Genomic DNA, 26,127 nt, shown 5'->3' on the forward strand with positions numbered 1-26,127 from the left:
ACGAGTTCAAGACCCTAAAAGACCAACGGCTCTCTCTTCACTTCTACTATATAAAAAATAGTAGTGCGAACCAATGCCTTGGTCTGCACTACTAATCTTAGTATGTTTTATTGCTAAAAAAGGAGATGAAAAGATGGATCGTATTGATGTATTGTTAAAAGCTTTTATTGCCACTTTCGGTGGCTTCTGTGGTTACTTTTTAGGAGGATGGGATACAACATTGAAAGTTCTAGTAATCATGGCAGCAATCGACTATATAACGGGAGTAATTGCAGCAGGATTTAATGGGGAATTGAAAAGTAAAATTGGTTTCAAAGGCATCGCCAAAAAGGTGGTGCTTTTTCTTTTAGTTGCAGCCGCTACTCAAGCTGATGCAATTGTGGGCTCAAATAGTGCTCTTCGTGAAGCAACAATCTTTTTCTTTATCGGAAATGAGTTGCTTTCACTTTTAGAAAATGCAGGGCGTATGGGAATACCTTTGCCTTCAGCTTTAACAAATGCAGTCGAAATTTTAGGTGGTAAACAAAAACAAGAAGAGAAAAAGGAGATGTTCAATAATGGAAATTAGAAAAAATTTAGTTGACCCAAGTAAATATGGTACAAAATGCCCTTATACGATGAATCCGGAATTCATTACAGTCCACAATACTTACAACGATGCTACAGCAGAAAACGAAGTAGCTTATATGATTCGTAATGATAATCAGGTTTCATTTCATATTGCAGTAGATGATAAAGAAGCAGTACAAGGAATCCCTTTAGAGCGTAACGCCTGGCATACTGGCGACGGTAACGGGAATGGTAACCGTAAATCTATCGGAGTTGAAATTTGCTACTCTTTAAGCGGTGGAGATAGATATTATAAAGCGGAAGACAATGCTGCTATCGTTGTAGCTCAACTAATGAAACAGTACAATATTCCAATTAATAAAGTCCGTACACATCAATCATGGAGTGGGAAATACTGTCCTCATCGTATGTTGGCAGAAGGACGTTGGGATAGCTTTATCGAGAGAGTCCAAAATGCATATAACGGTGGAGGTAGTCCAGTAATCCCAACTCCTATTTCACCTTCAAACGATGGTGCAAAAGTTGCTTATATTAATGGCGATAACGTGAATTTACGAAAAGGACCTGGAACTGGATATGCAGTTATTCGTAAGTTAGGTAAAGGAGAATGCTACCAAGTATGGGGTGAGTCAAATGGGTGGCTAAATTTAGGTGGCGATCAGTGGGTATATAATGATCCATCATACATTTTTTATACAGGAGGAGGAAATGCAACAGCACCTTCGAAACCTTCAAATGATGGCATTGGTGTAGTGACTATTACAGCAGATGTATTGCGTGTTCGTAAAGGTCCAGGAACTAATTATGGCATTGTAAAAAATGTATACCAAGGAGAACAGTATCAGTCGTGGGGATATAGAGATGGTTGGTATAATGTCGGTGGAGACCAGTGGGTTTCAGGTGAATATGTGAAGTTTGAAAAATAAAACATATTACTATACAAAAGAATAGTTTTTTTATTAAACAATAAAAGGCGGTTGTTCTATGGGCAGGCACGTATATCTTGACTGTTATATTTGCAGATGTTACCATAAATGTACACCGTTTCTTATTTTTATATTTATGGTAAGTATCCGTAAAATTAACCTAAAAAATCCCCTTTTGCACTCATATGCAAAAGGGGATTTTTATTTTTAGAAAAAGTACAATCTATATTATATAGTTTCTTTTTGAGATTTGAATGCTAATCCTCCAGATACAAATTGTAATATAGCTGGTATGAAGAATATTAAAGCTGATAGAAATAATGTTATTAAGCCAATTGCTATCGAAATAATACCGTAAACTTTATTGTTTAGTTTATTTACTAAACAACTAAGTGTCAAAGCAGTAAGTTGTAAGACTAAAACAATAATAGATGTAACAAAAAGACCGTTATCTTCATTGACAGGTTGGCCTCCAGCCCAAAGCATTACAATAAAAGAACATATTACTCCAAATATCCCTCCAATTAATCCTGTTACAAATTCAGTAGTACGTTTCATAAAAAACCTCCTTGAAATTATATTTAAATCATATCAATTGCATGTAATAGCTGTAAATGTTCGTTTGTAATTTATTGACGAAAAAGAACATTAGTTCTATAATTTATACAAACGCATGTTCTTTTGGAGGTCATCTTATGAATCATTTACTTAAATGCTCGTTCAATCAAAAACTACCAATTGAATTAATTTATTTAAACGGTTCAGGAGATTTCTCTCAAAGAACTGTGATTGTTAGAAAGATATATGAAGATCGTATATTGGTGTATTGCATGAAAAAACAACAAGTTAGAACGTTGAAATTAGCTAATATACTATCTGTTGATAAAGTAAGAACAAAATATCAATACGCTTAATGAGGTGATACTTTATGTCAACAGCAATTCCGAAACCACCAAAAAAGAAAGGTGCTTCAAAAAAGGAACCTAGACCATGCATGGATGAATTCGAACAACAAGAAGCTGCTGAATTAATTCAATTAGCAGTACAAGACGAAACAGAATTAGTGTTTACTGTGTATCGAAAATATAAAGAACCAGATATTATCCAAGGGAAAATCGTTAAACTTGAACAACAAATGGGTAGAATTCTAGTGAGTGATGGACCGAATGCAATACATAAAATTCAATTCATGGATATTTTGAAAATCGAAACGCCTAGTTAATTTAGCTAGGTGTTTTTTATATGGCCATAAATTCTTTATCAAAGTAGAACTTGTCCATTAAGTTGTTTACAATTCCGTTGAAATAAGCGAATTTACCCTTGTTCATTTTTGTTCTCGCTTTAATTTTCATAACAAACTCTTTGATAGCTTGTAAGCCAATAGTAAGTTCCTGGTCTTTAGTAAATGCTTTATCACCTGTTGTATGGTTAACGATTTTATTACACTGTCTTACGACTTTCCACAGTTCTTGAATTGTTTTAGATTCACTGTAAAAGGAACCAACTAAAGAAACAAAACGTTCTGGTACCCAGTGAGCTACAAAATCAGCTTGGTCAATATTCTCTTCTAGAGTATTGCTATTCTCATTACTATTACGTTTGTTTATATCTTTTATATTTTGTTTTAAGGAAACAGGTTTTGTTTTAATGGTAGGACACTTTGTAGGGCTTTTTGTATATACCTTGTTGGACACTTCTTCCACAATTGGTTGAATAATAATAGCGTTAGATGTTTGAAGCATATCCTTTTTACGTTTCATTGCTACTTGTTTAATCATCTCTAGATCCACAAGCTTTTTCATTAAACGTTGTACAGTTTTATAGGATACTTCCATCTTTTTAGCTATTCTATTTTTGCATAGGAAACTAACACCTACATATTTGCAGCTGTGGCGTTTTAAAATTTCAAGTAGTGTAATGAGTTTAGATTGTACATCCGTACGCTTAATAGACATATGGATATTTTCTCTGTATTTACGTACAGTTTTGTTTAGTTCTTCTACTTCTATAAATGGTGATAAATTATGAAATGACTCTTTACTTGCTACAACTTCAATTCTTTTTCTTTCCATATATATGTCTCCTTTGTGGAAACAAAAAAGCAACAGAATGCCAAGTGTAAGCAAACTGTTGCTAAGGAGCCCTTACGTACTGTAAAATAGTTCGTAAGAGTACAGCAAGTGTTTGCCTATCGTGAGTAGGCGGACGGTATATAGAGTGTTGACGCACTTTATATACACGCTGTACTTTTTTGTTTTATAATCCAACGGTATATTTTTTATGTGTTATGAGAGGTTTTTCGGCAGAAAAGAAGGAACGAAAGAGTTAACTCATATTACACATAAAGCACCGATTGCGATTAGTCCAGCAGATCAACTTTATTTTTTCCCTACCTATTCTTACTCTAGAAAAGAGTGCGCTTGGTTGTCTCATTTTTATATTGAAAGTAATAAAGAATTAGAAGATGGAAATCTTATTATTAGATTTATAAATGGCTTTGCTGTGAAATTAGAAATATCAAAAACTAGTTTTGAAAATCAACAAAATCGTACAGCGAAATTACGTACTGAATATGAAGATCGTAGGAAAAAACAAGGGAATCCTTGTTTTAAAGAGGTCGATAAAAAAGAGGAATCAACATTAAGACCCGCTTATGAGAAGGTGTATTTTGTGAAGGAAGGCGAAGTGTGAAAGGATGGGGGAATCCCCATTCTTTTTTTGTTTGTCAGTCAGTCTTTGTAGATAAGGCGATATATTAGAAAAAACGAGTTGTAATTGATATATTTAGAAAATCACCAGTATAATTTCATTTACCGATAAAAACCGAAAAACAATCTAAATAACAAAATGAACGACACGTCCTGTCGAATATTGATAGATTATCATAGCTAAATAATGAAGGAATTCTTATGAAAGATATGGAAACTTTAATAAATACATCTCCGTATGTCGTATCTACCATTTCCTCTTTCATATAAGCAATGATACAGTAGGGATAGTATTTAGAGTAAAGGGGTAAAGTGTAGAATGGATTTTCAGACAATCAAAGAGTATTTTTCACCAGAAAATATGGATCATATTGTTGAGAGTTATAAAGCGTTCGGACCACTTCTTGGTATTGGTTTACCGATGATAGAGGCGTTGATTCCAGCATTACCGCTTATTGTATTTGTACTGGCGAATGCTGTTGCATTTGGCTTTTGGCTCGGTTTTCTTTATTCATGGCTTGGATCAGTAATGGGTGCATTACTTGTCTTTTTCATCATCCGCCATTTTGGTCGCAGTCGTTTCTTTTCGTTTGTAAATAAGCATGAGAGAGTACGAAAAGCAATGGGGTGGATTGAAAGGAAAGGATTCGCACCGATTTTTGTTATATTTTGTTTTCCGTTTACACCGTCAGCGCTAATAAATGTTGTCGCTGGTTTATCCCGAATTAGTGTAAAACAGTTTGGTCTAGCGTTAGCATTCGGAAAACTTGTGATGATTTTTATTTTAACGTATATCGGTCATGATTTAATGTCATTTATTCATAATCCAGTGAAATCAGTTATTGTAGCGATTGGTATTTTTATTTTATGGTATGTCGGTAAGAAAATCGAAGTAAAGTTAGAACTACATTAAGAATAGTCTTCTTTGTAAAGGAAAGCTTCAGTATTAAAGGATAAGGGGAGAAGCAGATGAAGAAAACTTTGAAAAAAGAAGGCATAGAGTGGATACGAACAATTTTAATTGGTGTATTATTAGCTGTATTTTTTCGAACGTTTTTCTTTTCAACGTATGTTGTAGAGGGGAAGTCAATGATGCCGACATTGCAAGATGGCAATATGCTAGTTGTAAATAAGGTGAGTTATCAAGTTGGGGACTTGAACAGATTTGACGTTGTGGTATTTCATGCGAATAAAAAAGAGGACTATGTAAAGCGGGTTATCGGTTTACCTGGAGATCATATTGAATATAAGCAGGATAAGTTATATATAAACGGTCAATTTATTGATGAGCCGTATTTAGAGAAGTATAAGAAAGAGATAAATGGAAGGCAACTAACAGGCGACTTTACATTAGAAGAGTTAACGAAAGAAAAGCTGGTGCCACCCGGGTTTATTTTTGTAGTAGGTGATAACCGGCTCGGGAGCTGGGATAGTAGACACTTTGGCTTTGTAAAAGCTGATACAGTTGTCGGTAAAGTTGATTTGCGATATTGGCCAATTCAAGAGGTGCAAACGAATTTTTCAAAAGGTTGATATAATGAAGTAGAAGTATAGAAAAGACAAACAACTCAGTTTGTCTTTTTTCGTGTACTATAATACAATTATAGTAGCAAACTAACGTTCGTTATGTAAGTGAAAGGTGGGGTTACATGTCACTTCGATTTGTGATTGGTAGAGCGGGAAGTGGAAAAAGTACACTTTGTTTACGCGAAGTGCAAGAAGAGTTAAAACAACGCCCGAGAGGGAAAACAATATTATATCTTGTGCCAGAACAGATGACATTCCAGACGCAGCAGGCGTTAATTGGAAGTGAGGATGTAAGAGGTTCTATTCGGGCACAAGTTTTTAGTTTTTCACGATTAGCGTGGAAGGTACTACAAGAAGTTGGCGGAGCGAGTCGTCTTCATATTGATGAAGCGGGTGTACATATGTTACTCCGTAAAATTGTAGAGTCTCGTAAAGATGGATTATCGGTGTTCCAAAAAGCAGCGGAGCAAAACGGTTTCTTTGAACATCTTGGCAGTATGATTGCAGAGTTTAAACGTTACAATGTAACGCCATCTAACGTATATGAAATGTGGCAACAATTGGATGCGCATAGTAGCAGTGCCGAACAAAAGTTGCTAGCGAATAAAGTGTATGATTTACAGCTATTATACGATGATTTTGAACGTGCTTTAATTGGAAAATACTTAGATTCAGAAGACTACCTGCAATTGCTAGTGGAAAAGCTTCCGCAGTCTGAATATGTAAATGGTGCGGAAATTTATATAGATGGATTTCATTCACTCTCCCCGCAAGAGTTAGAGATTGTAAGACAGCTTATGATCTGCGGAGCGAGAGTTACGATCACGTTAACGATAGATGAAAAAACGTTAGCACAGCCAGTAAATGAACTCGATTTATTTTATGAAACGACGTTAACGTATGAAAAAATCAAACAAGTAGCGCGTGAAGAGAAAATAGAAATTGAAAAAACAATTCCACTTATGGAACAGCCGCGTTTTCATTCTCCGGCATTAGCGCATTTAGAAGCTCATTATGAAGCGCGTCCGAATGAAAAATTTAACGGTGAAGCGAGTGTAACGATTAGTACAGCTGCGAATTTACGAGCAGAGGTAGAAGGTGTTGCGCGTGAAATTCGTAAACTTGTGGCGGAGGAAAACTATCGTTACCGAGATATTGCGGTTCTTCTTCGTAATGGGGAAAGTTATTACGATGTGATGCGAACGTTATTTACAGATTATAATATCCCACACTTCATCGATGAAAAGCGCCCGATGTCACACCACCCATTAGTAGAATGTATTCGTTCTGCACTCGAGATTATTAGTGGGAATTGGCGTTATGATGCGGTGTTCCGCTGCGTGAAAACAGAGCTTTTATATCCATTAGACGTAAGAAAAGAAACGATGCGTGAAGAAATGGATGAATTTGAAAATTACTGTTTAGCGTACGGTGTACAAGGAAAGAGGTGGACTTCAGAGGATCCATGGATGTATCGCCGTTATCGTTCTCTTGATGATACGAACGGGATGATCACAGATAGTGAACGTGAAATGGAAGAGAAAATAAATAGGTTACGTGACGTTGTAAGAACACCTGTTATTCGCATGCAAAAAAGGTTAAAGCGTGCAGGAACAGTTATGCAAATGTGTGAAGCAGTTTACTTATTTCTAGAAGAGCTGGATGTTCCGAAAAAACTAGAAGAATTACGTATACGTGCAGAAGAAAGTGGAGATTTCTTATTTGCGACAGATCATGAACAAGTATGGGAAGAAGTAATGAGCCTTCTTGATACGTTTGTAGAGATGCTTGGTGAAGAGAAAATGTCTCTTTCTATGTTTACGGACGTTATGTCGACAGGTCTTGAGGCACTTCAATTTGCTAACATTCCGCCGTCATTAGACCAAGTGTTAATTGCTAATATTGATCACTCCAGGTTATCTGACGTGAAAGCAACGTTTATTATAGGTGTAAATGAGGGTGTTATTCCAGCAGCACCTATGGACGAAGGTATGCTTTCTGATGAAGAAAGAGAAGTTCTTGGTGCAGCGGGGATTGAATTAGCGCCAACGACGAGACAAACTTTGTTAGAAGAACAGTTCGTTATGTATCAAATGGTAACGAGAGCATCTGAGAAGTTATATATTTCATGCCCGCTTGCAGATGAAGAAGGAAAGACGTTACTTGCGTCTAGCTTTATTAAGAAAATAAAAAGAATGTTCCCTAATGTGAAAGATTCATTTATTACCAATGACGTAAACGATTTATCACGTTCAGAACAAATTTCATACGTAGCAACGCCAGAAGTAACGTTATCTTACGTTATGCAGCAACTACAAACGTGGAAGCGATACGGATTTGAAGGGAATTTAGACTTTTGGTGGGACGTATATAATTTCTACGTAACTTCAGATGAATGGAAACAAAAAAGTAGCCGCGTCTTATCAAGTTTATTCTATCGAAATCGTGCGAAGAAACTAAGTACAGCAGTAAGTAGAGATTTATACGGAGATATAATTAAAGGAAGCGTCTCTCGTATGGAACTATTTAACCGTTGTGCATACGCTCATTTTGCGCAGCACGGTTTATCGCTTAGAGAGCGTGATATTTTCAAGCTTGATGCGCCGGACATCGGCGAATTATTCCATGCGGCATTAAAGAAAATTGCGGACAAGCTATTGCGTGAAAACCGTACTTGGGTGGATTTATCCATAAAAGAGTGTGAGCATCTTTCTGTTTTAGTAATAGAAGAAATCGCACCGTTATTACAACGACAAATTTTATTAAGTTCAAACCGTCACTTCTATTTAAAACAAAAACTACAACAAATCATTTTCCGTACGTCAATCATTCTTCGTGAACATGCGAAGTCAAGCGGATTCGTACCAGTTGATTTAGAAGTGCCGTTCGGTATGGGTGGTACAGGATCACTTCCGCCGATGGAATTCTCATTACCAAATGGTGTGAAGATGGAAGTTGTCGGCCGTATTGACCGTGTTGATAAGGCAGAAGATGAAAACGGGACGTTCTTACGTATTATTGATTATAAATCAAGTTCAAAAGCGTTAGATTTAACGGAAGTGTATTACGGATTAGCACTTCAAATGTTAACGTATTTAGATGTTGTTACTTCGAATGCGCAGACGTGGATGAAAAAAGGTCACGCAGCATCACCAGCTGGTGTATTGTATTTCCATATTCATAACCCAATCGTTGAGATGAAAGGTGACGCATCTGAAGCTGAAATTGAAAAAGAAATTTTAAAGAAATTTAAAATGAAAGGACTCGTATTAGGAGATGCTGACGTTGTTCGTTTAATGGATAACAAACTTTCAACAGGAAGTTCAGATATTATTTCTGCTGGCCTGAAAAAAGACGGTAGCTTTAGTGCGCGTTCAAGTATTGCAAGTGAGCAAGAGTTTAACGTACTGCAAAAATATGTACACCATACGTTTGAAAATATCGGAAAAGATATTACAGAAGGTGTTATCGATATTGCTCCTTATAAAATGGGAAATAAAGCAGCATGTACGTTCTGTAACTTCAAATCTGTTTGTCAATTTGATGAGTCACTTGAAGATAATCAGTTCCGATCGTTAAAAGATATGAAAGATAGCGAAGCGATGGAGAAAATAAGAGAGGAGGTTGGCGGAGAATGATAGAAAATTGGCCTAAAAAACCAGAAGGTAGTCAATGGACAGATGATCAGTGGAAAGCTGTTGTAGCGAATGGACGTGATATTTTAGTTGCGGCTGCAGCTGGGTCAGGGAAAACAGCAGTATTAGTTGAACGTATTATTAAAAAGATTATTAATGAAGAGAATCCAGTCGATGTCGACCGCCTGCTCGTTGTAACATTTACGAATGCAGCGGCGCAAGAGATGAAAAACCGAATCGGGGAAGCGTTAGAAAAGGTATTAATTGATGAACCAGGCTCTCAACACGTAAGAAAGCAGCTGAGCCTATTAAATAAAGCTTCCATTTCAACAATTCACTCATTCTGTTTACAAGTAATTAGAGGATATTACTACATGCTTGATGTTGATCCTCGTTTCCGTATTGCGAATCAAACAGAAAATGAATTGTTAAAAGAAGAAGTGCTAGATGACATATTAGAAGAAGAGTACGGAATCGAAGATAATACAATCTTCTTTGAACTTGTTGATCGTTATACGAGTGACCGTAGTGATGATGACTTACAACGTATGATTTTAGCACTTCATACAGAGTCAAGAGCGCATCCAAATCCGGAAAAATGGCTTGATAAATTAGTAGAAGCATATGACGTAGAAGGAAAGACAATTGAAGATTTAGTATATGCTTCTTATTTATTAGAAGATGTGAAATTCCAGCTTGAAACAGCGGAACAGCATATTCGTAAGGCAACTGAACTCGCAATGCTTCCTGACGGTCCAGCGCCTCGCATTGAAACCCTGCAAGCAGATCTAGCTTTACTTGGAACGCTATCATCAGCTGCTCATGAGTCGTGGACAAGTTTGTATGAAGCGATGCAAAATGTATCGTGGCAAACGTTAAAGCGTATTAAGAAAAGTGATTACAATGAAGATGTTGTAAAACAAGTAGACTCTCTTCGTAATAAAGCGAAAGATGAAGTGAAGAAATTACAAGAAGAGTTATTTAGCCGAAAACCTGAAAGTTTCTTACGAGATTTTCAAGATATGCACCCAGTATTAGAAAAGCTTGTTCAACTTGTAAAAGTATTTACAGAGCGTTTCCAAGCGATGAAGCGAGATAAAGGAATGGTCGATTTCACAGATTTAGAGCATTTCTGTTTACAAATTTTAAGTGAACAAAGTGAAAATGGTGAAATGAATCCGTCAGCAGTGGCGCTCCAATATCGTAATAAATTTGCTGAAGTATTAGTCGATGAATATCAAGATACGAACTTTGTACAGGAATCTATTATTAAATTCGTAACGAAAGATTCTGAGAGTGAAGGAAACTTGTTCATGGTTGGTGACGTAAAGCAGTCGATTTATCGTTTCCGACTAGCCGAACCAGGACTATTCCTAGGAAAATATAAACGCTTCACACAAGAAGGATTGGGCGGTGGAATGAAGATCGACTTAGCGAAAAACTTCCGTAGTCGTCATGAAGTGTTAGCAGGTACGAACTTTATCTTCAAACAAATTATGGGTGAAGAAGTCGGAGAAATCGACTACGATGCAGACGCTGAATTAAAGTTAGGTGCTACCTATCCAGAAGGTGAAGATGTAGCGGCAGAACTACTGTGCATTCAGCAAACGGAAGAAGAAGTAATAGACGGAGAAGAAGGTGCAGAAGTCGAAAAAGCACAGCTTGAAGCTCGTCTTATGGCGCAGCGCATTAAAGCGATGGTTGATTCAGGTTATGAAGTGTATGACCGTAAAAATGATAGTATGCGCCCAGTACAATACCGCGACTTCGTTATTTTACTTCGCTCCATGCCGTGGGCCCCGCAAATTATGGAAGAGTTAAAATTACAAGGAATTCCAGTGTACGCTGACCTTGCGACTGGTTACTTTGAAGCGACGGAAGTAAATATTATGATGAACGTATTCCGCGTTATTGATAATCCGATGCAAGATATTCCGCTTGCAGCTGTACTTCGTTCTCCAATCGTTGGATTGAGCGATGAAGAACTTGCAACGCTTCGTGCTCATGGAAAGAAAGGCTCGTTTTATGAAGTAATGAGCTCATTCTTAAAAGGGGCACCACTTGAAGAGGAGCAAGAACTTCATGATAAATTAGAGTGGTTTTATAACTTACTGCAAGGATGGCGTGAATTCGCGCGCCAACAATCACTTTCTGATTTAATTTGGAAAGTGTACGGTGAGACAGGTTATTACGACTTCGTTGGCGGTTTACCAGCTGGAAAGCAAAGGCAGGCAAACTTACGCGTACTATATGACCGCGCAAGACAATACGAAGCAACATCATTTAGAGGATTATTCCGCTTCTTACGTTTTATTGAACGTATTTTAGAACGCGGTGATGACATGGGTACGGCGAGGGCCCTCGGTGAACAAGAAGACGTTGTTCGCATTATGACGATTCATAAAAGTAAAGGGTTAGAGTTCCCGGTTGTATTTGTAGCTGGACTCGGTCGTCGTTTTAATACACAAGACTTAATGAAACGTTTCTTATTGCATAAAGATTTCGGTTTCGGTTCGCAATTTATCGATCCGCGTAAACGAATTAAATATACAACATTATCACAGCTTGCGATTAAGCGTAAAATGAAAATGGAATTAATCGCGGAAGAAATGCGCGTACTATACGTAGCGTTGACGCGCGCGAAAGAGAAGTTAATTTTAATCGGAACAGTTAAGGATGCAAATAAGGAAATGGAAAAATGGCTTGATGCGAGGGAACATAGTGAATGGTTATTACCAGATCACATACGTGCCGGGGCGTCTTGTTATTTAGACTGGATTGCACCTTCATTATATAGACACCGTGATAGTGAAATGCTTCTTGAATTAGGACAAGGAAGTATTCCAGATGAAATTTACGGGTATGACACTAGCTGGAAAGTAGAAGTTGTGGACGGTAATACGCTACTTGCACCAGAGCCAGTTCAAGAAGAGAAACAAGAATTGTTAGAAGCGCTTCGTGAGAAAAAGGCTGTGCCGTTAGAAAGTGAACGAAAAGATGAAGTGTATGACAGATTAATGTGGAAGTACGGATATGAGGAAGCAACATCTCACCGTGCGAAGCAATCTGTTACAGAAATAAAGAGAAATTATCAATCAGAAGATGGTAGTGATAACGCCTTTATTAAAAAACTACGTGCACCAATTAAAACACGTCCGCGCTTTATGGAGAAAAAAGGGTTAACGTACGCAGAGCGCGGAACAGCAGTCCATGCCGTTATGCAGCATGTTGATTTGAAGAAGCCGATTACGGTTGAAGTTCTTCAAGAGCAAATTGCTGGAATGGTAAATAAGGAATTATTAACATTCGAGCAGGCGGAAGAAATAGCGATTGAAAAAGTAATTTCATTCTTTGACAGTGACTTAGGTAAAAGGGTATTAGCGGCGAAAAGTGTTGAGCGTGAAGTTCCATTTACGATGATGCTTGCAGCAGAAGAAGCATATCAAGATTGGCAAGGGAATAGCGGGGAATCGATTCTTGTCCAAGGGGTTATCGACTGCATGATTGAAGAGGAAGATGGCATTACGTTAATCGACTTCAAAACAGATACGATTGAAGGGAAATTTCCAGGCGGATTCGAACAAGCGAAACCAATTTTAGAAGATCGATATAAAGTGCAGCTTTCGTTATATGCAAAAGCACTGGAGAAAAGCTTACAACATCCTGTAAAAGAGAAATGTTTATACTTCTTTGATGGGAATCACGTTGTAAATATTGAAGAATAGAGGGGCTTGAAAATGGTAACGGAAAAAACGTTAAGAACTTGTGAACAGGGACACGAGTACTATAAAAGTAGCGATTGTCCAACTTGCCCAGTCTGTGAGAAAGAGAGAAAACCAAAAGAAGGTTTTCTCTCTCTTCTTTCAGCGCCAGCAAGAAGGGCATTAGAACACCATGGAATTCAAACTGTAGAAAAACTCTCAAAATATAGTGAAAAAGAAATATTAAAACTGCATGGTATGGGACCTGCGTCTTTGCCGAAGCTTAGGAGGGCTTTGGAGGAGAGCGGGTCATCATTTAAATAAAATGAAATAGTGCCTCTTCACTACTTACTTGTTTATACCACTATTTGTGGACAGTAAAGCTCTTGCTTATTAAAATTTTATTTTAATAATTTTGAATTAGATAAAAGAAAAAAGTAGGAGAATATCTCCTACTTTTTTTACGCTGTTCCAATCTGATCTTGATCTGCCACATCAGAATCAAATGTATTCGTTGCACTAACACCGTTAAACGTATTCACGACAAACCCAACATTGGAAGCTCCAGATCCGTTATAGGCTTTCGTGTTTTCTTTCGGAGATACGTTATAAAAATCTCCTAAGTTGAAAGATCCGTTACTGTTTTGCACGACGAGATTTCCTACAACCGAAGGCATACCATCCACCTACTTTACTAAGCTTTTTAATTACTATATGAATTATTGTGCGGAAGGTTCATCCGTAATATATTGGCGGATTTGTATAATACGAGAGTTATTAAAACCATAATCAACATTTCCAATTTGAAAGCAACCAGAATTTAAAAGTGTGCGTAATTCAACGTTATTAACTTCAATAAAAGGGCATTCATTTACAATGTTTAATTTTACATCTGTCGTTCGTTTTGGAATTGTAATGTGTTCATCTGTAAAGATTTCAAAAGCATCAAAGCGACCTTCTCCCCGTATATAAAAAGGAATTTCACGGTGGACGGCAATAGCTCTACTTTTTAATTCCATTTGGTTTGCATCTCCAACTTGAAATACAGCAGCAATCCCTAAAGAAATAATAGAAACATTTTGGACAATAGACACATGATGCAACATAATTTCTCAGTCTCCTTAACCTGGAGTAGGAGGGACATCTGTTACTAATGGTACAAATGGACCCTCTGTAACTGTTTCAAATGGTGTATCGAGAATAGAAGATAGAATGAGGAGATTTGCATCTCCAATTAAAAAGAGTGCGGACGACGATACACCGTTCATTTTAATCTGTCCGACTTTTAACTCACGGTTTACAACGTTAAGGTTCATACATACTTACTCCTTTCGGAAATTTCCCGGTATGTGCTGAATAAAGGAGAGAAAGGCTTTGTCAATATCTTGTTTCATTGCCTGAATAATGATATCTCGTAAATAATCTGGATCTGTTGAAATACCTTCATATGATTGCGCTTGTGATAAATAATAAGGGAGTCGATGCTCCATCTGTTTTTTTATGTCATCCACCATCATTTGTCGATACATTTCATCAAGCGGTGTTCGCTCTTCTTGTTCAAAATGGAGAATACGATTATATGCTTCTTCATCTAAGTATCGATGCATTTCTTGGAGGATACCTTGATAAAAGTCTGGGTTTGTTTCAGTTTCAGGGTTTACCTTCAATGTTTCTGTATCCACTTGAAAATCTTCAATTTGTTGTCCTTTTGCTGAAAATGGGTTTAAACCAATATTTAAAGTACCATTTAAATTTTCGACTTTTAATTGATCGAATTTGTATTCCACTTTTCCTACAGAAGAGGAGGGGCGATTTTTTAATTCGTTAAGCTCTTCTTGGAGTTGGCGCACTTGATCTTCTAAATTCAGGATGGCTGCTTGTTGTGTTTGAAGAGCTTGTTGAAGTTGGTGTAAGTAAGTATATATATCTTGATTCATTTGTGAAACCTCCTTTTCAATAGGGAGGGTAAAAATATTCCTGCTATATATTTATGACAAGGATGTCTTAAGAAGAACTAGTTGATGGTTTGATAGAAATAATTTGTCCTTTCGCCTGTAATGGGCGAAGCGGCTCCGTAAATCCGCCCGTATTTGAAAATTTAGATAGGGCTTTAATACTTCCGGCAGTACCAATTTGGAACACAGAAGAGGTTGTAATGCTATCAATTTTAATACTGTTGATGATGATACTTTGGTTTACATAAAAATTCAATGCAATTGCCTCCTTTAAGTTGAGCCAATTATCGCTTGATCGATTACATCTGAATCGTTGACAGTCGTTGCACTTTGATAATTGTAGACAGAAACATTGTCTCCAACGTTGAAAGAGCCGGCCCCGGCGAAAGCACGTGAGTAACTAATAGGCCTAATCGCAAATACATCTCCAATATGAAAAATACCACTTGATCCAATATTGACGATACGAATATGTCCGACCATAGCTGGCATATAAAACACCCTTCGTTTTTAAAATTTTCTTTTCTACTATTGTATGGGCGTTTTCAATAAAATGTGTGTTTTTTTGAAATAAAAGACACACACACGCTATTGCGTGTGTGTGTCGAGTGTTTGATTTGGGTGAAAATCCGTATGTACATGCCAAATTACATTTAAGAGCCTGTCCAGTTCTTGGCTACAATCCACTGTTTTTTGAGAAGTCATTCCATAGCGTTCAGCAAAATAAATCATTTTTTCACGTTTTTTTTCAATCGCTTGCTCAAACATTGAAATCGGCTCCATCTCTAAATGAAATTTTTAGTATATATGTAGTACATATTATACAAAAACTCCATAAAAAAGAAATACCTTCGCTAAAAAAAGTAAAATTTCTACATTTTATGCCAAATATAAAGGCGTAACGAATAGGGTATGAGAAGAATATTGTAAAAATTAGCGTGTATGAGAAGGTTTTTTTCTTACGGATGCGAATACAATTAAAGGGCATGAGTTTTAGGATGGAGAGTGGAAATATTGCGTTTTGTAACGGCGAAGAAAGAAGAAAAGGTATTTGTAGGTATTGTGGATGAAGAAGAAAAAAAGGTATTACACTTAAGAGAAGCGCAAAGACAAAAAGGGGAAAAGGTTACAATCCCTATTACAATGTTAGAGTGTATTGAAAGAGGAACTGAATGCTTTGAGAAAGTATGTGAAATTGTAAATTGGGCAAAAGAGAACGGGGAAGCGGCGTATTATCCGTTAACAGAGGTGAAAATATTAGCACCGATTCCAAGGCCAAGAAAGAATATTTTGTGCGTTGGAAAAAACTATCGTGAGCATGCCATAGAAATGGGCGGAATAGAGTCTATTCCAGAAAATATAATGATTTTTACGAAAGCACCAACAACAGTTATTGGCATAAATGAGCAAATTAATGGTCACCCTCATGCAACGGACGAACTAGATTACGAAGGAGAATTAGCTATCATTATTGGTAAGCGAGGGAAGCAAATAAAAAAAGAAAAAGCGCTTGAGCATGTTTTTGGTTATACGATTATAAATGATGTAACAGCTCGAGACATTCAAAGAAAACATAAACAGTTTTTCCTTGGGAAAAGCTTCGATACATTTTGTCCGATGGGACCGTATTTAATTCATAAATCGGTGGTTAATGCGCCGAATGCATTACACATTGAAACGGTAGTAAATGGAGAAGTAAGGCAAACTTCCAACACAAATAAAATGATTTTTTCAATAGAAGAAATTATTTCAACGATAAGTAAAGGAATGACTTTAGAACCAGGCGATATTATCGCAACAGGAACCCCGGCTGGTGTCGGAAAAGGTTTCACACCACCGAAGTTTTTACATGCTGGTGATGAAGTGGTTATTACAGTAGAAGGAATTGGTACTTTGCGAAATGTAGTGAAGTGAAGAAAAGAGCTATCTTGTTAAAAGATAGCTCTTTTTTATGGCCTTGGGTTATAGAGGTAATCAATAACGGAAAAAGTGTAAAGACCAATGAATGCAAGTGTACAAATGCCAAATAGTATAACCGTAAGTGCGCTTTTTTCTCGTCCAAAACCAATGATAGTAAGAATAACAGCAGTCCAAAATGATGCTTTCAGTAGTGTGAATGTAGTAGGAGTTGAGTAGTGAGTAAGCCATGTTGTGGAAAGTAGGAAGCCAAAGAATGTAACTAAAATAAAAGATGTAGCTAAATAGTTAATATGTTTACCATATCTTAATAGCATATCGCACCTCCTTTACGATTTTAAAATACAGAAAATTGCAAAATTATCTTAATGTAAATGAATATAAAAAGAAAGAGGTTGTCCCAACATGTCGGACAACCTCTCTATCATTACGATAATACAGCTTTAATTTTTTGGAATGCCCACTCTAAATCTTCTTCAGAGATTACTAGAGGTGGTGCGATACGAATTACGTTTTCATGTGTTTCTTTACATAGTAGACCAGCTGCTTTTAGTTGTTCACAGTAAGGACGAGCTGGTTCGTTTAATTCGATACCGATGAATAAACCTTTACCGCGAACTTCAGTGATCATTGGGTTATCAATCTCTTTTAATTGCCCAACTAATTTTTCACCTAATTGAAGAGAACGCTCTGTTAATTTTTCTTCTTCTAACACTTCAAGAGCTGCGATAGAAACAGCACATGCAAGTGGGTTACCACCGAATGTAGAACCGTGAGAACCTGGCTCGAATACGCCTAAAATGTCGCGGTTTGCTGCTACGCAAGAGATTGGGAATACGCCGCCGCCAAGTGCTTTACCAAGTATGTACATGTCAGGAGTTACATTGTCCCAGTCACAAGCAAATACTTTACCAGTACGGCCTAAGCCAGTTTGGATTTCATCTGCTACAAATAAAACGTTTTCTTTTTTACATACTTCAAAAGCTTCTTTTAAGTAACCAGCTGGTGGGATGTTAATTCCTGCTTCACCTTGAATTGGCTCTAAAATGAATGCTGCTGTGTTTGGTGTAATTGCGGCTTTTAATGCTTCTAAATCACCGTAAGGAATTACAACGATGCCAGGAAGCATTGGACCGAATCCACGCTTGTACTCTTCGTTTGAAGACATAGAAACAGAACCCATTGTACGTCCGTGGAAGTTATCTTCACAAACGATGATTTCAGCGCGGTTTGCTTCTACTTTCTTCACATCGTAAGCCCAGCGACGAACTGTTTTAATTGCAGTTTCAACAGCTTCAGCACCTGTATTCATTGGAAGTACCATTTCTTTATTAGTTAGTTTCGCAACTTTTTCGTACCAAGGACCTAATTGATCGCTATGGAAAGCACGAGAAGTTAACGTAACACGATTAGCTTGGTCAATTAAAGCGTTAATAATTTTCGGGTGACGATGACCTTGGTTTACTGCAGAATATGCACTTAATAAGTCCATATAGCGGTTTCCTTCAGGATCTTCTACCCAAACACCTTCTGCTTTAGAAATAACGATTGGAAGTGGGTGATAGTTATTTGCTCCGTATGTGTCTGTAAGTTCGATAATATCCTTAGTTTGAATCATGATTGTTCCCCCTTTTGTTATTACAAGAAGTTTGTAAATACTCTAAATATTATAGCATTTAAATGTAAAAAAGCGAAACATTTCCTGAAAATAAATGAACATGTTATCATATAGGATGAAAAAGTGTGAAAAGAGGAGGTAAGGAATACGATGGTACATATGCATATTACAGCATGGGCGTTAGGTTTAATTTTATTCTTCGTTGCGTATTCACTTTATTCAGCAGGAAGAAAAGGTAAAGGTGTACATATGGGGCTTCGCCTAATGTATATCATCATTATTGTGACAGGCTTCATGTTGTACATGAGTATTGTGAAGACAGCAACAGGTAGCATGCACATGTGGTATGGCTTAAAAATGTTAGCTGGTATTTTAGTTATCGGCGGAATGGAAATGGTTCTTGTGAAAATGAGCAAAAACAAACCAACAGGGGCGGTTTGGGGCTTATTTATTGTTGCGCTAGTAGCAGTATTATACTTAGGACTGAAATTGCCACTTGGCTGGTACGTATTCAAATAAAAATAAAACCACCTTATAATCTCAAAGACTTGGGAGATAAGGTGGTTTTTATTTTTTATGTCGCATCGATATGCAACTCTTCTCCATTTACTTTCGTAAAACGGAACATATTTTTATTTGACGTAGTGTGACGGACGAAATGGTGCTGCAGTGTACAAATCATTTCGTCGTTATCAAACAAAAGAATATTTACTCCTTCGCGTGACTCCTCTTTCGGTAAGAAGGATAAATAATTATGACAATACATGCAATCATATAAAGAGTAGTGAAGTGATTGCAATGATTCGGTTAATAATGTGAAGACAGAGTCAGGTAATTCCTCGAGCCATTCATTATAGCTAAGAAGTAACTTTTTTCGAATACGTACCATTTCACCATTTTGCAAATGGTGTTGCTCGTTGGCGATTTGTAATACATCTTGTTCATAGAAACGGGCTGGTAACCAATTGTTATTATACAAAATTTCAAACCCATCTTCGGCAATATCTTCTAATAGAAACGCTTCATCATTTTCATCATCAAAGAATACCCATTCATTGTTTATATATTCTACATTACCGACTGTATGAGCACGGGGCTGGTTATATAAAATATGTTTACGTTGTATCATATACGATTTCTCCTTTATGAAAAGTAGTTATTCCTGTTATAGACAGTTCGTGCGTTCTTTATAACTAGACACATCTAGACATAGGTGGGCATACAATAAAACACGTTTTACTGAGTGAGAATGCTATTCCATATGTGGATAGTAGGTTATCGTCAAGTTTTTCATTTTTTGATCCGCACTCTTAGGGTGGGGATTACTGCACGTTCAAGAAAAGAAATAAGATGGAAGGATGATTTATATGTGCGGGATTACAGGATGGGTGGATTATAAACGCTCATTAGAAGGAGAAAGAGATGTCGTTACGAAGATGGCTGAGACGTTAGCGAAGCGGGGGCCGGATGATAATAAAGTTTGGATTAAAGGAAATGTCGCATTTGGGCATAAACGGTTAATTGTTGTTGATCCTGAGGGGGGGAAACAACCAATGACTTGTTTAAAAGATGAAACGAATTATGCCATTTGCTATAACGGTGAACTTTATAACACAGAAGACATTCGAAAGGAATTATTAAGAAGAGGGTATACGTTCAAAGGTCATTCTGATACAGAAGTATTATTAGCTTCTTATATTGAATGGAAAGAAGAATGTGTCGATCATTTAAACGGTATATATGCGTTTGCAGTATGGGACGAACAGAAAGAACAAGTATTTATTGCGAGAGATCGATTAGGTGTAAAGCCACTTTTTTATAAATATGATAGCGGACGCTTATTATTTGGTTCGGAGTTAAAAGCGATATTGTCGCATCCAGATGTGAAGGCGGAAGTAACATTAGAAGGGTTATCAGAAATATTCGGACTCGGACCGTCAAGAACGCCTGGCCACGGTATTTATGCTGGTATAAAAGAATTACGTCCAGGTCATGCGATGACATTTTCAAAGAACGGTTTATGTATATGGAGATATTGGAATGTAGAAAGTAAAAAACATGAAGACTCTTTTGAAGAAACAGTAGAGAAAACGCGCTTTTTATTACAAGATGCTATTACAAGACAGCTTGTTTCTGATGTACCACTATGTACTTTTTTATCAGGTGGTGTAGATTCGAGCGCTATTACAGCTATTGCAGCGAAAGAATATGAGAGATCGGGAAAAGGGCAATTGCACACGTATTCTATTGATTACGAAGATAATGACAAATACTTTAAAGCAAATGCATTCCAGCCAAATTCAGATGCTCCGTTTATTAATTTAATGACTGAGACATTTCAAACAACCCATCATCGCTGCGTCATTTCGAATGAAAAATTAGCAGAGTATTTAACTGAAGCAGTACTTGTTCGTGATTTGCCTGGTATGGCAGATATCGATTCGTCATTATTATGGTTTTGCCGAGAAATTAAACAAGATTTTGTCGTTGGCTTATCTGGAGAATGTGCAGATGAAATATTTGGTGGATATCCGTGGTTTTATAGAGAAGATGATTTACAATCGAGTGCATTTCCATGGATGCGTTCTACAGAGGCACGTGAACAACTTCTAAAAAAAGAATGGAGAAATAAATTAAATTTACAACAATATGTACAAAGGCGTTATGAAGAGTCGATTCAAGAAGTTCCTATTTTAGAGGGGGAAAGTCCGCTAGAAGCAAAAAGACGCCAATTATTTTATTTAAATATGGTATGGTTTATGACAACATTATTAGACAGAAAAGACCGCATGAGTATGGGGGCAAGTTTAGAAGTACGTGTTCCATTTGCAGATCATCGTCTTGTCGAATATGCGTGGAATATTCCTTGGGAAATGAAAATGTATAAAAACCGCGAAAAAGGTCTATTACGTAAAGCGTTAGAAGATGTACTTCCGCATGACATCTTATATAGAAAGAAGAGTCCGTATCCGAAAACGCACAATCCACACTATACAAACGCAGTAACAGTATGGCTTCAAAATCTATTAACGGATAAAGGTTCAATTTTACACGAACTGTTTGATAAAGAGCAGTTGAGCGGATTGATTCAGTCTGGCGGCAGTGCATTTCAAACACCATGGTATGGTCAATTAAACACAACCTAACTACATCAAATGAATACAGTTAGGCTGCGATTATTTTATTTTGAAATCTGTAACCTTTATTACTGGTGCAATGGGGTTCTTGCCTACACGAGCAGGTTTTGTGACTTCGACTGTAATGGAAGATACAATTGCATTTACTGCTGCTTTCTTAGATTCGTTGTTTAAATTGTACCATTCATCTTTCAACTGATTTAAAAGTTCTTTTATTTCAAGTGAAGAGGCTGTATCAGTTATATTAGCCAGTTGTTTTTGAATTATGTTCTCTTCTTGGGTTAGGGTTAACATATCCTTTTTATATTCGTTCTTAGGAATATCTCCTTCTATGAACAGATATTTTAAACGTGCTTTCTTATCTTGGATTCTGTTATATTGTTCTTGTAAATTACTTAACTCTATTGGTTTCTCTTCAGTATCATCAAGATCAACGATGGCGTCTTCCAAGAGGTTTAGAAATTCTTTTTCGATTACATCCTCTGGAACTTGAGGCATATCGCAGGTTCCTTTATGATGTCTTGAGCTACATCTATAGCTCATTACAATTCTATTATGGCTTCTTACTTGTTTATTTCCCAAAAAATGCTTTCCGCATCTGGCGCACTTTAAAACATTAGAGAATACGAAAAAATTATGCAATCTAACTTTGCCTCTCTTTCTACTATCTTGTACTTGTTGTACAGTATACCAAGTATCTTTATCGATAAAAGTTTCGAAATCCTTTTGAGCAATGTCTGTTAGAATGTCGTCTCCCCAGCGGATTTTTCCAATATAAATCGGATTATTTATAATATAGCGTACAGCATCATAATTGAATATTTTCCCTCTCTTAGTCTTAACGCCACGACTGTTTAAAGATTTTACGATGCTTATTATACCTTTTGTTTTAAACATCTCGAATATGTATTTTACAATTTCAGCCTCAGTATGATTGATATATAAGTTTCCTTTGTTTAGGTCATATCCCATGGGGGATTTAGCTCCGTTTCTCAGACCTAATTCAGCCTTTTTGTGCATGGAATCTCTCACACGTTCTGCTGTTGTCTCTCGTTCCCATTGCGCAAGTGTAGCAACTAAGGTAATAAACATTCTTCCGGTAGCGGTTGTTGTATCAAATATCTCTGTACTACTCTTAAATTTAACATTATATTCATCCATTATTTTTAGAATGGAATGTAAGTCTGATACTGAACGAGTGAATCGATCTAATCTATAAACAAGAATAATATCAAATTGTTTTTTCTTCATATCTTTTATCATTTTTTGAAAAGCAGGTCGTTCTGTATTTTTCGCACTATATCCTTCATCACAGTAATCATTTACAACTACCCATCCTTGTGATTTAGCATATTGCTCCAGACGTAATTTCTGCATATCCAATGAAATACCTTCTTCAACTTGCATATCAGTAGATACGCGTCTATAAATTACACACTTCATTTGCGCATGCTCCTTTCTTAACTAAATTTCTATATCATATGTTTTATCAAAGCTAATTAGACAAATGTATGGGTCAATCATTTGATTGACTTTTTGGCCCAGTGAGAAATTCTCACTGTTCATCCAACTGAATGAAATCATATAAATCTTCCATATTTACGTTAAGTTGAGAAGCGATATTCTTAGCAGTTTGATAAGACATGATTCTATCATTATTTGCATAAGAATGAACTTGTTGTTTTTTCATATCTAACTTTAATGCTAAATCTACTTGTGTTAATTTCTTCTCTTTTAAAATTTCATTCAGTCGGCATTTGCCGACTACATACACCGTTTCACCGCCTAATTATTGAATGATCGGACTCACACTGTATAAAAATTTTCCTATAATCCTTATATCCTCGCAGTTATTTTGTGAGTATTGTTGGTCCTTAAAACTTTTGTCATGTGAACAAGGTTCTAAAATTATTAAATCTGTAAACTTATACACCCTTTTTAAAGTTGCGTAATGTCCATTTACAATTACAGCTGCTATTTCTCCGTTTTGTACATCACACTGTTTTTTTAGTATGGCGTAATGTCCATTAGGAACAATTTTATTCATGGATTCACCGCTAACAACCAGACCGAATAATTCATCAATACTGTGAGTTTTATATGGAGGTGCAATTCTATCAACTACATCTTCTATAGCTTCCAATGGAACACCAGCTGCTATTTTACCAATAATAGGAATGTCTTTTTTTAGTTCACACTCAATGGGTTTTTCTTGAACTAATTGAAGTTCCCCATCCACAATTTCAACTTTTGTATTCTTATAAGTTGTATCAATATCAGATTTTGTTACTCCAAATACAGCGGCCATTTTTTCTAAAACCCCTGAACTTGGCTTGGCTCTATAATTCATATAATCACTTAAGGTACTTCTTGCAATTCCTATTTGACTAGCTAAATCAGATTGAGTCATATTATTTTTTTTTAAAAAGTTCTTTATGTTTCTTACTATAGTTTGTTTTTGTATATCAGTCATACCGTCACCTCCTATTCTGATTACGCTTTTTAATATAACATATTACGAATTATTCGTAAAGTGTTATATTTGTATGATTTTTTCGTATTTTTGTATTGAAATTACATAAATTTAGTAATACAATAAATCTCGAAGGAAGGGGGAAACGAAATGGATTATTTGAAAAGAACATTGAATGAACTTAGGGAAAGCGCAGGGTTCAATCAAGCAGAGCTTGCGGATATATTAGAAGTATCCCCAAAAACGCTATGGTTATACGAACAAGATTCAACAAACATACCAGATGAATTAATTAAAAAATATATGTATTTGTTCGATGTTCCGTATGAGGATATATTTTTTGGTTCTAAGTACGAAAAATTCGTACAGGTGAAGAAACGTGTACAAGAAAGAGCAAATAATTTAAAGAAAATTGTTTCGTAAAATTTTGCTTTAAATGGGTAGTCCTATTGTCCCACGAACATATAAATGCATTGAGGTGATTGAGGATGAGTGGGGGACAAATCATTCGTGATGAAAATGGGTATGTGGTGAAAGTAATCCTTACAAAGGAACAGTGGAAGAAATTTCTAACACCGTTAATACCAGCTGCACGGGAGTTAATTATTCAAAGAAAAGTGGAACAACGAAAAAAGCAAAATGAGAATGAATAATTTTTTTAATATATTTGCGAAATTTGACGATAAATATTGGTTCTACAAATTAAAGGAGAGTGAAAAGCATGAATGGAGTACTATTAGCAACACGAATTATGAAAGGGCATGAAGTCGTTAAAAAATGCGCAGAAGCAAGAAATAACCCTTTACTATTAGAAGCTATGGAATCAGAAGCAAAACGTAAGTTATATGAAATGAACCGTAAGGTTTCAAATCGAAGGGAGGTGAGTTAATTGAAGGAAGTAACGGTAATTTTTAAATCAGGTGCTAAAGCAAGTTTTACAGTAGAGGAATTTGCAACATTTAAAAATGGATTTGGAGCTTTAACAAAAATCGAGTATACAGGTGCTAATGAGAAAGTACCCTTCCACATTGGATTAAGTAATATTGATGCAATATTTGTGGAAGACCTTGATGAGAAGGAATCAATTAAGGAACCTGATCATCCAATTGAAGATTTTTATGGTAATGAAATTATGAAAGATGAAACTTACTTTGTGTTTGATTGCGATGTTGTACTTGAACAGAATTTAAAGCAATATTTGACAGAAGAATACGAAGTTGAATGCTATCAAGCTCAATAATTAAAGAAAGGATGGTAAAAGAAAATGACACCTGAAGAGTTGTTCGAAGAGAAACAACATTTAGTGATAGCGGCGATTAAACAAAGGTTTGGAAGTATGGCAAGAGCTACACAAATTGCAGAAATGAACAATATGGAGTTGGACGATTTAATTCAAGTAGGTCGTATGCATTTATGGCAGTGCTGTGTGAAATATGATGCAGAGAGAGTGAAAACATTCAATGCATATGTCATGAAAGGTATGAAATGGGCAATGAGCGATGAAATTCACATGAAAGGAATGCCTTTTAAGATAAGTAGAAAAGTTAGTCATGAGGAAAGGAACCAAATTAATTTTCATTCGATTGATTTACATCGAGATGAGGAAACAGTAAACGAATTCTACGCAGTGTCTCCAATTGATGTGGAAGAAGAAGTAATATCATCCATTGAGTTTGAAGAAGTAACTAGTGTGCTGGAAGAAAAAGAAAAGTCAATCATTCTGCACATCGGTGAGGGGTATACCACAGCAGAAATTGCAATGAAATTTGAGATGGGACAATCCACAGTGAATGGAAAGAAAAACAAAGCATTTCTAAAAATTAATCCTGATTATAAACCGATGAAGCAAACATCATTTTTCAGGGGTAAAAGGACATTAAAAAACCACCTGCGCCAACAGGTGATCTAAGTAAAAATATTCACAGTTATTATAGCATGAATTGATTTCGTGTAAAGGAGG

General features: G+C 36.3%; 32 protein-coding genes and 1 pseudogene. 18 read left to right on the forward strand and 15 right to left on the reverse strand.

The annotated features are described in order from the left end of the window. Positions 1-133 precede the first annotated feature (133 nt). Together ACS2CR_RS12665 and ACS2CR_RS12670 are read left to right on the forward strand one after the other, a co-directional pair. On the forward strand, positions 134-568 hold the full coding sequence (locus ACS2CR_RS12665; protein WP_060852345.1) for a phage holin family protein: 435 nt from the start codon (positions 134-136) through the stop codon (positions 566-568). After that, complete coding sequence (locus tag ACS2CR_RS12670; protein ID WP_042597366.1) at positions 558-1,496, forward strand: N-acetylmuramoyl-L-alanine amidase; 939 nt, start codon at positions 558-560, stop codon at positions 1,494-1,496. The genes ACS2CR_RS12665 and ACS2CR_RS12670 overlap by 11 nt, the downstream gene beginning before the upstream one ends. Positions 1,497-1,724: 228 nt before the next feature. Here ACS2CR_RS12670 and ACS2CR_RS12675 read toward each other — a convergent pair whose 3' ends face one another. Then, a complete protein-coding gene (locus ACS2CR_RS12675) occupies positions 1,725-2,054 on the reverse strand; it encodes a hypothetical protein (protein ID WP_042597368.1) in 330 nt (109 codons plus the stop codon). Positions 2,055-2,191: 137 nt separating this feature from the next. On the opposite strand from ACS2CR_RS12675, the gene ACS2CR_RS12680 reads away from it, so the two are divergent. Continuing rightward, a complete protein-coding gene (locus tag ACS2CR_RS12680) occupies positions 2,192-2,410 on the forward strand; it encodes a hypothetical protein (RefSeq protein WP_042597369.1) in 219 nt (72 codons plus the stop codon). 14 nt (positions 2,411-2,424) lie between these two features. After that, positions 2,425-2,718, forward strand: a complete 294-nt coding sequence (locus tag ACS2CR_RS12685; protein WP_042597371.1) for a YolD-like family protein — start codon at positions 2,425-2,427, stop codon at positions 2,716-2,718. A 16-nt stretch (positions 2,719-2,734) separates the two neighbouring features. Here ACS2CR_RS12685 and ACS2CR_RS12690 read toward each other — a convergent pair whose 3' ends face one another. Further along, the gene (locus tag ACS2CR_RS12690) at positions 2,735-3,568 is read right to left on the reverse strand and encodes a cytosolic protein (RefSeq protein WP_042597373.1); all 834 of its coding nucleotides are present in this window, start codon (positions 3,566-3,568) and stop codon (positions 2,735-2,737) included. A gap of 223 nt (positions 3,569-3,791) precedes the next feature. On the opposite strand from ACS2CR_RS12690, the pseudogene ACS2CR_RS12695 reads away from it, so the two are divergent. The 6 genes and pseudogenes from ACS2CR_RS12695 to ACS2CR_RS12720 all read left to right on the forward strand — a co-directional run. Continuing rightward, positions 3,792-4,187, forward strand: a pseudogene (locus ACS2CR_RS12695) (competence protein ComK); the annotation flags it as partial. 336 nt (positions 4,188-4,523) lie between these two features. Then, positions 4,524-5,117 carry a TVP38/TMEM64 family protein gene (locus ACS2CR_RS12700; RefSeq protein ID WP_000347517.1) on the forward strand — a complete coding sequence of 198 codons (594 nt, stop codon included), beginning with the start codon at positions 4,524-4,526 and terminating at the stop codon, positions 5,115-5,117. 56 nt (positions 5,118-5,173) lie between these two features. Further along, positions 5,174-5,737, forward strand: coding sequence for a signal peptidase I (gene lepB / locus ACS2CR_RS12705; protein ID WP_000751910.1), 564 nt, complete (start codon positions 5,174-5,176; stop codon positions 5,735-5,737). A gap of 116 nt (positions 5,738-5,853) precedes the next feature. Then, positions 5,854-9,369 carry a helicase-exonuclease AddAB subunit AddB gene (addB, locus tag ACS2CR_RS12710; protein WP_053513610.1) on the forward strand — a complete coding sequence of 1,172 codons (3,516 nt, stop codon included), beginning with the start codon at positions 5,854-5,856 and terminating at the stop codon, positions 9,367-9,369. Next, positions 9,366-13,091, forward strand: coding sequence for a helicase-exonuclease AddAB subunit AddA (gene addA, locus ACS2CR_RS12715; RefSeq protein ID WP_053513612.1), 3,726 nt, complete (start codon positions 9,366-9,368; stop codon positions 13,089-13,091). Before addB ends, addA begins: the two co-directional genes overlap by 4 nt. 12 nt (positions 13,092-13,103) lie before the next feature. After that, complete coding sequence (locus ACS2CR_RS12720; protein ID WP_053513614.1) at positions 13,104-13,391, forward strand: RNA polymerase alpha subunit C-terminal domain-containing protein; 288 nt, start codon at positions 13,104-13,106, stop codon at positions 13,389-13,391. 137 nt (positions 13,392-13,528) lie between these two features. On the opposite strand, the gene gerPF is transcribed toward ACS2CR_RS12720, so the two are convergent. From gerPF to ACS2CR_RS12755, 7 genes are all read right to left on the reverse strand, one after another. After that, on the reverse strand, positions 13,529-13,744 hold the full coding sequence (gerPF, locus tag ACS2CR_RS12725) for a spore germination protein GerPF (RefSeq protein ID WP_001141566.1): 216 nt from the start codon (positions 13,742-13,744) through the stop codon (positions 13,529-13,531). Positions 13,745-13,786: 42 nt separating this feature from the next. Further along, on the reverse strand, positions 13,787-14,173 hold the full coding sequence (locus ACS2CR_RS12730; protein ID WP_000902319.1) for a spore germination protein GerPE: 387 nt from the start codon (positions 14,171-14,173) through the stop codon (positions 13,787-13,789). Positions 14,174-14,188: 15 nt separating this feature from the next. Next, the gene (gerPD, locus tag ACS2CR_RS12735) at positions 14,189-14,383 is read right to left on the reverse strand and encodes a spore germination protein GerPD (RefSeq protein ID WP_001052807.1); all 195 of its coding nucleotides are present in this window, start codon (positions 14,381-14,383) and stop codon (positions 14,189-14,191) included. Between the two features lie 6 nt (positions 14,384-14,389). After that, a complete protein-coding gene (gene gerPC, locus ACS2CR_RS12740; protein WP_001070760.1) occupies positions 14,390-15,004 on the reverse strand; it encodes a spore germination protein GerPC in 615 nt (204 codons plus the stop codon). A gap of 67 nt (positions 15,005-15,071) precedes the next feature. Then, a complete protein-coding gene (gene gerPB / locus ACS2CR_RS12745) occupies positions 15,072-15,278 on the reverse strand; it encodes a spore germination protein GerPB (RefSeq protein ID WP_001012508.1) in 207 nt (68 codons plus the stop codon). A 14-nt stretch (positions 15,279-15,292) separates the two neighbouring features. Then, positions 15,293-15,514 (reverse strand): spore germination protein GerPA, encoded by a 222-nt coding sequence (gerPA, locus tag ACS2CR_RS12750; protein WP_001111187.1) that lies wholly within the window; start codon positions 15,512-15,514, stop codon positions 15,293-15,295. 96 nt (positions 15,515-15,610) lie between these two features. Further along, positions 15,611-15,790 (reverse strand): aspartyl-phosphate phosphatase Spo0E family protein, encoded by a 180-nt coding sequence (locus ACS2CR_RS12755; RefSeq protein WP_000462845.1) that lies wholly within the window; start codon positions 15,788-15,790, stop codon positions 15,611-15,613. A gap of 246 nt (positions 15,791-16,036) precedes the next feature. On the opposite strand from ACS2CR_RS12755, the gene ACS2CR_RS12760 reads away from it, so the two are divergent. After that, on the forward strand, positions 16,037-16,936 hold the full coding sequence (locus ACS2CR_RS12760) for a fumarylacetoacetate hydrolase family protein (RefSeq protein ID WP_001213086.1): 900 nt from the start codon (positions 16,037-16,039) through the stop codon (positions 16,934-16,936). Positions 16,937-16,971: 35 nt separating this feature from the next. On the opposite strand, the gene ACS2CR_RS12765 is transcribed toward ACS2CR_RS12760, so the two are convergent. Then, positions 16,972-17,256 (reverse strand): hypothetical protein, encoded by a 285-nt coding sequence (locus ACS2CR_RS12765; RefSeq protein ID WP_000926864.1) that lies wholly within the window; start codon positions 17,254-17,256, stop codon positions 16,972-16,974. Between the two features lie 110 nt (positions 17,257-17,366). After that, a complete protein-coding gene (rocD, locus tag ACS2CR_RS12770) occupies positions 17,367-18,557 on the reverse strand; it encodes an ornithine aminotransferase (protein ID WP_000616658.1) in 1,191 nt (396 codons plus the stop codon). 150 nt (positions 18,558-18,707) lie between these two features. On the opposite strand from rocD, the gene ACS2CR_RS12775 reads away from it, so the two are divergent. After that, positions 18,708-19,076: a YisL family protein gene (locus ACS2CR_RS12775; protein ID WP_000233495.1), complete on the forward strand. Its 369-nt coding sequence runs from the start codon at positions 18,708-18,710 to the stop codon at positions 19,074-19,076. A 55-nt stretch (positions 19,077-19,131) separates the two neighbouring features. Here ACS2CR_RS12775 and ACS2CR_RS12780 read toward each other — a convergent pair whose 3' ends face one another. Then, positions 19,132-19,686: a DUF2777 domain-containing protein gene (locus tag ACS2CR_RS12780; protein ID WP_000616049.1), complete on the reverse strand. Its 555-nt coding sequence runs from the start codon at positions 19,684-19,686 to the stop codon at positions 19,132-19,134. Between the two features lie 238 nt (positions 19,687-19,924). On the opposite strand from ACS2CR_RS12780, the gene asnB reads away from it, so the two are divergent. Then, entirely contained in the window at positions 19,925-21,703 is a 1,779-nt protein-coding gene (asnB, locus tag ACS2CR_RS12785) for an asparagine synthase (glutamine-hydrolyzing) (RefSeq protein WP_153602789.1), read from the forward strand. Between the two features lie 30 nt (positions 21,704-21,733). Here asnB and ACS2CR_RS12790 read toward each other — a convergent pair whose 3' ends face one another. The 3 genes from ACS2CR_RS12790 to ACS2CR_RS12800 form a co-directional block, all read right to left on the reverse strand. Then, positions 21,734-23,137 (reverse strand): recombinase family protein, encoded by a 1,404-nt coding sequence (locus ACS2CR_RS12790; protein ID WP_016097900.1) that lies wholly within the window; start codon positions 23,135-23,137, stop codon positions 21,734-21,736. Positions 23,138-23,249: 112 nt separating this feature from the next. Continuing rightward, positions 23,250-23,468 (reverse strand): helix-turn-helix domain-containing protein, encoded by a 219-nt coding sequence (locus ACS2CR_RS12795; protein ID WP_000289676.1) that lies wholly within the window; start codon positions 23,466-23,468, stop codon positions 23,250-23,252. 15 nt (positions 23,469-23,483) lie between these two features. Next, entirely contained in the window at positions 23,484-24,167 is a 684-nt protein-coding gene (locus ACS2CR_RS12800) for a LexA family protein (RefSeq protein ID WP_153602788.1), read from the reverse strand. 150 nt (positions 24,168-24,317) lie between these two features. On the opposite strand from ACS2CR_RS12800, the gene ACS2CR_RS12805 reads away from it, so the two are divergent. From ACS2CR_RS12805 to ACS2CR_RS12825, 5 genes are all read left to right on the forward strand, one after another. Then, positions 24,318-24,590: a helix-turn-helix transcriptional regulator gene (locus tag ACS2CR_RS12805; protein ID WP_016097902.1), complete on the forward strand. Its 273-nt coding sequence runs from the start codon at positions 24,318-24,320 to the stop codon at positions 24,588-24,590. A gap of 65 nt (positions 24,591-24,655) precedes the next feature. After that, positions 24,656-24,820, forward strand: coding sequence for a hypothetical protein (locus ACS2CR_RS12810; protein ID WP_000014073.1), 165 nt, complete (start codon positions 24,656-24,658; stop codon positions 24,818-24,820). Positions 24,821-24,888: 68 nt separating this feature from the next. Continuing rightward, positions 24,889-25,056, forward strand: coding sequence for a hypothetical protein (locus tag ACS2CR_RS12815; RefSeq protein WP_001014678.1), 168 nt, complete (start codon positions 24,889-24,891; stop codon positions 25,054-25,056). Beyond that, positions 25,057-25,407 (forward strand): YqaI family protein, encoded by a 351-nt coding sequence (locus tag ACS2CR_RS12820; RefSeq protein ID WP_016097903.1) that lies wholly within the window; start codon positions 25,057-25,059, stop codon positions 25,405-25,407. Positions 25,408-25,431: 24 nt separating this feature from the next. Beyond that, positions 25,432-26,076 carry a sigma-70 family RNA polymerase sigma factor gene (locus ACS2CR_RS12825; protein WP_016097904.1) on the forward strand — a complete coding sequence of 215 codons (645 nt, stop codon included), beginning with the start codon at positions 25,432-25,434 and terminating at the stop codon, positions 26,074-26,076. Positions 26,077-26,127 lie beyond the last annotated feature (51 nt).

The organism is Bacillus cereus group sp. BceL291 (assembly GCF_051776705.1).
Classification (GTDB): Bacteria; Bacillota; Bacilli; order Bacillales; family Bacillaceae_G; genus Bacillus_A; species Bacillus_A cereus.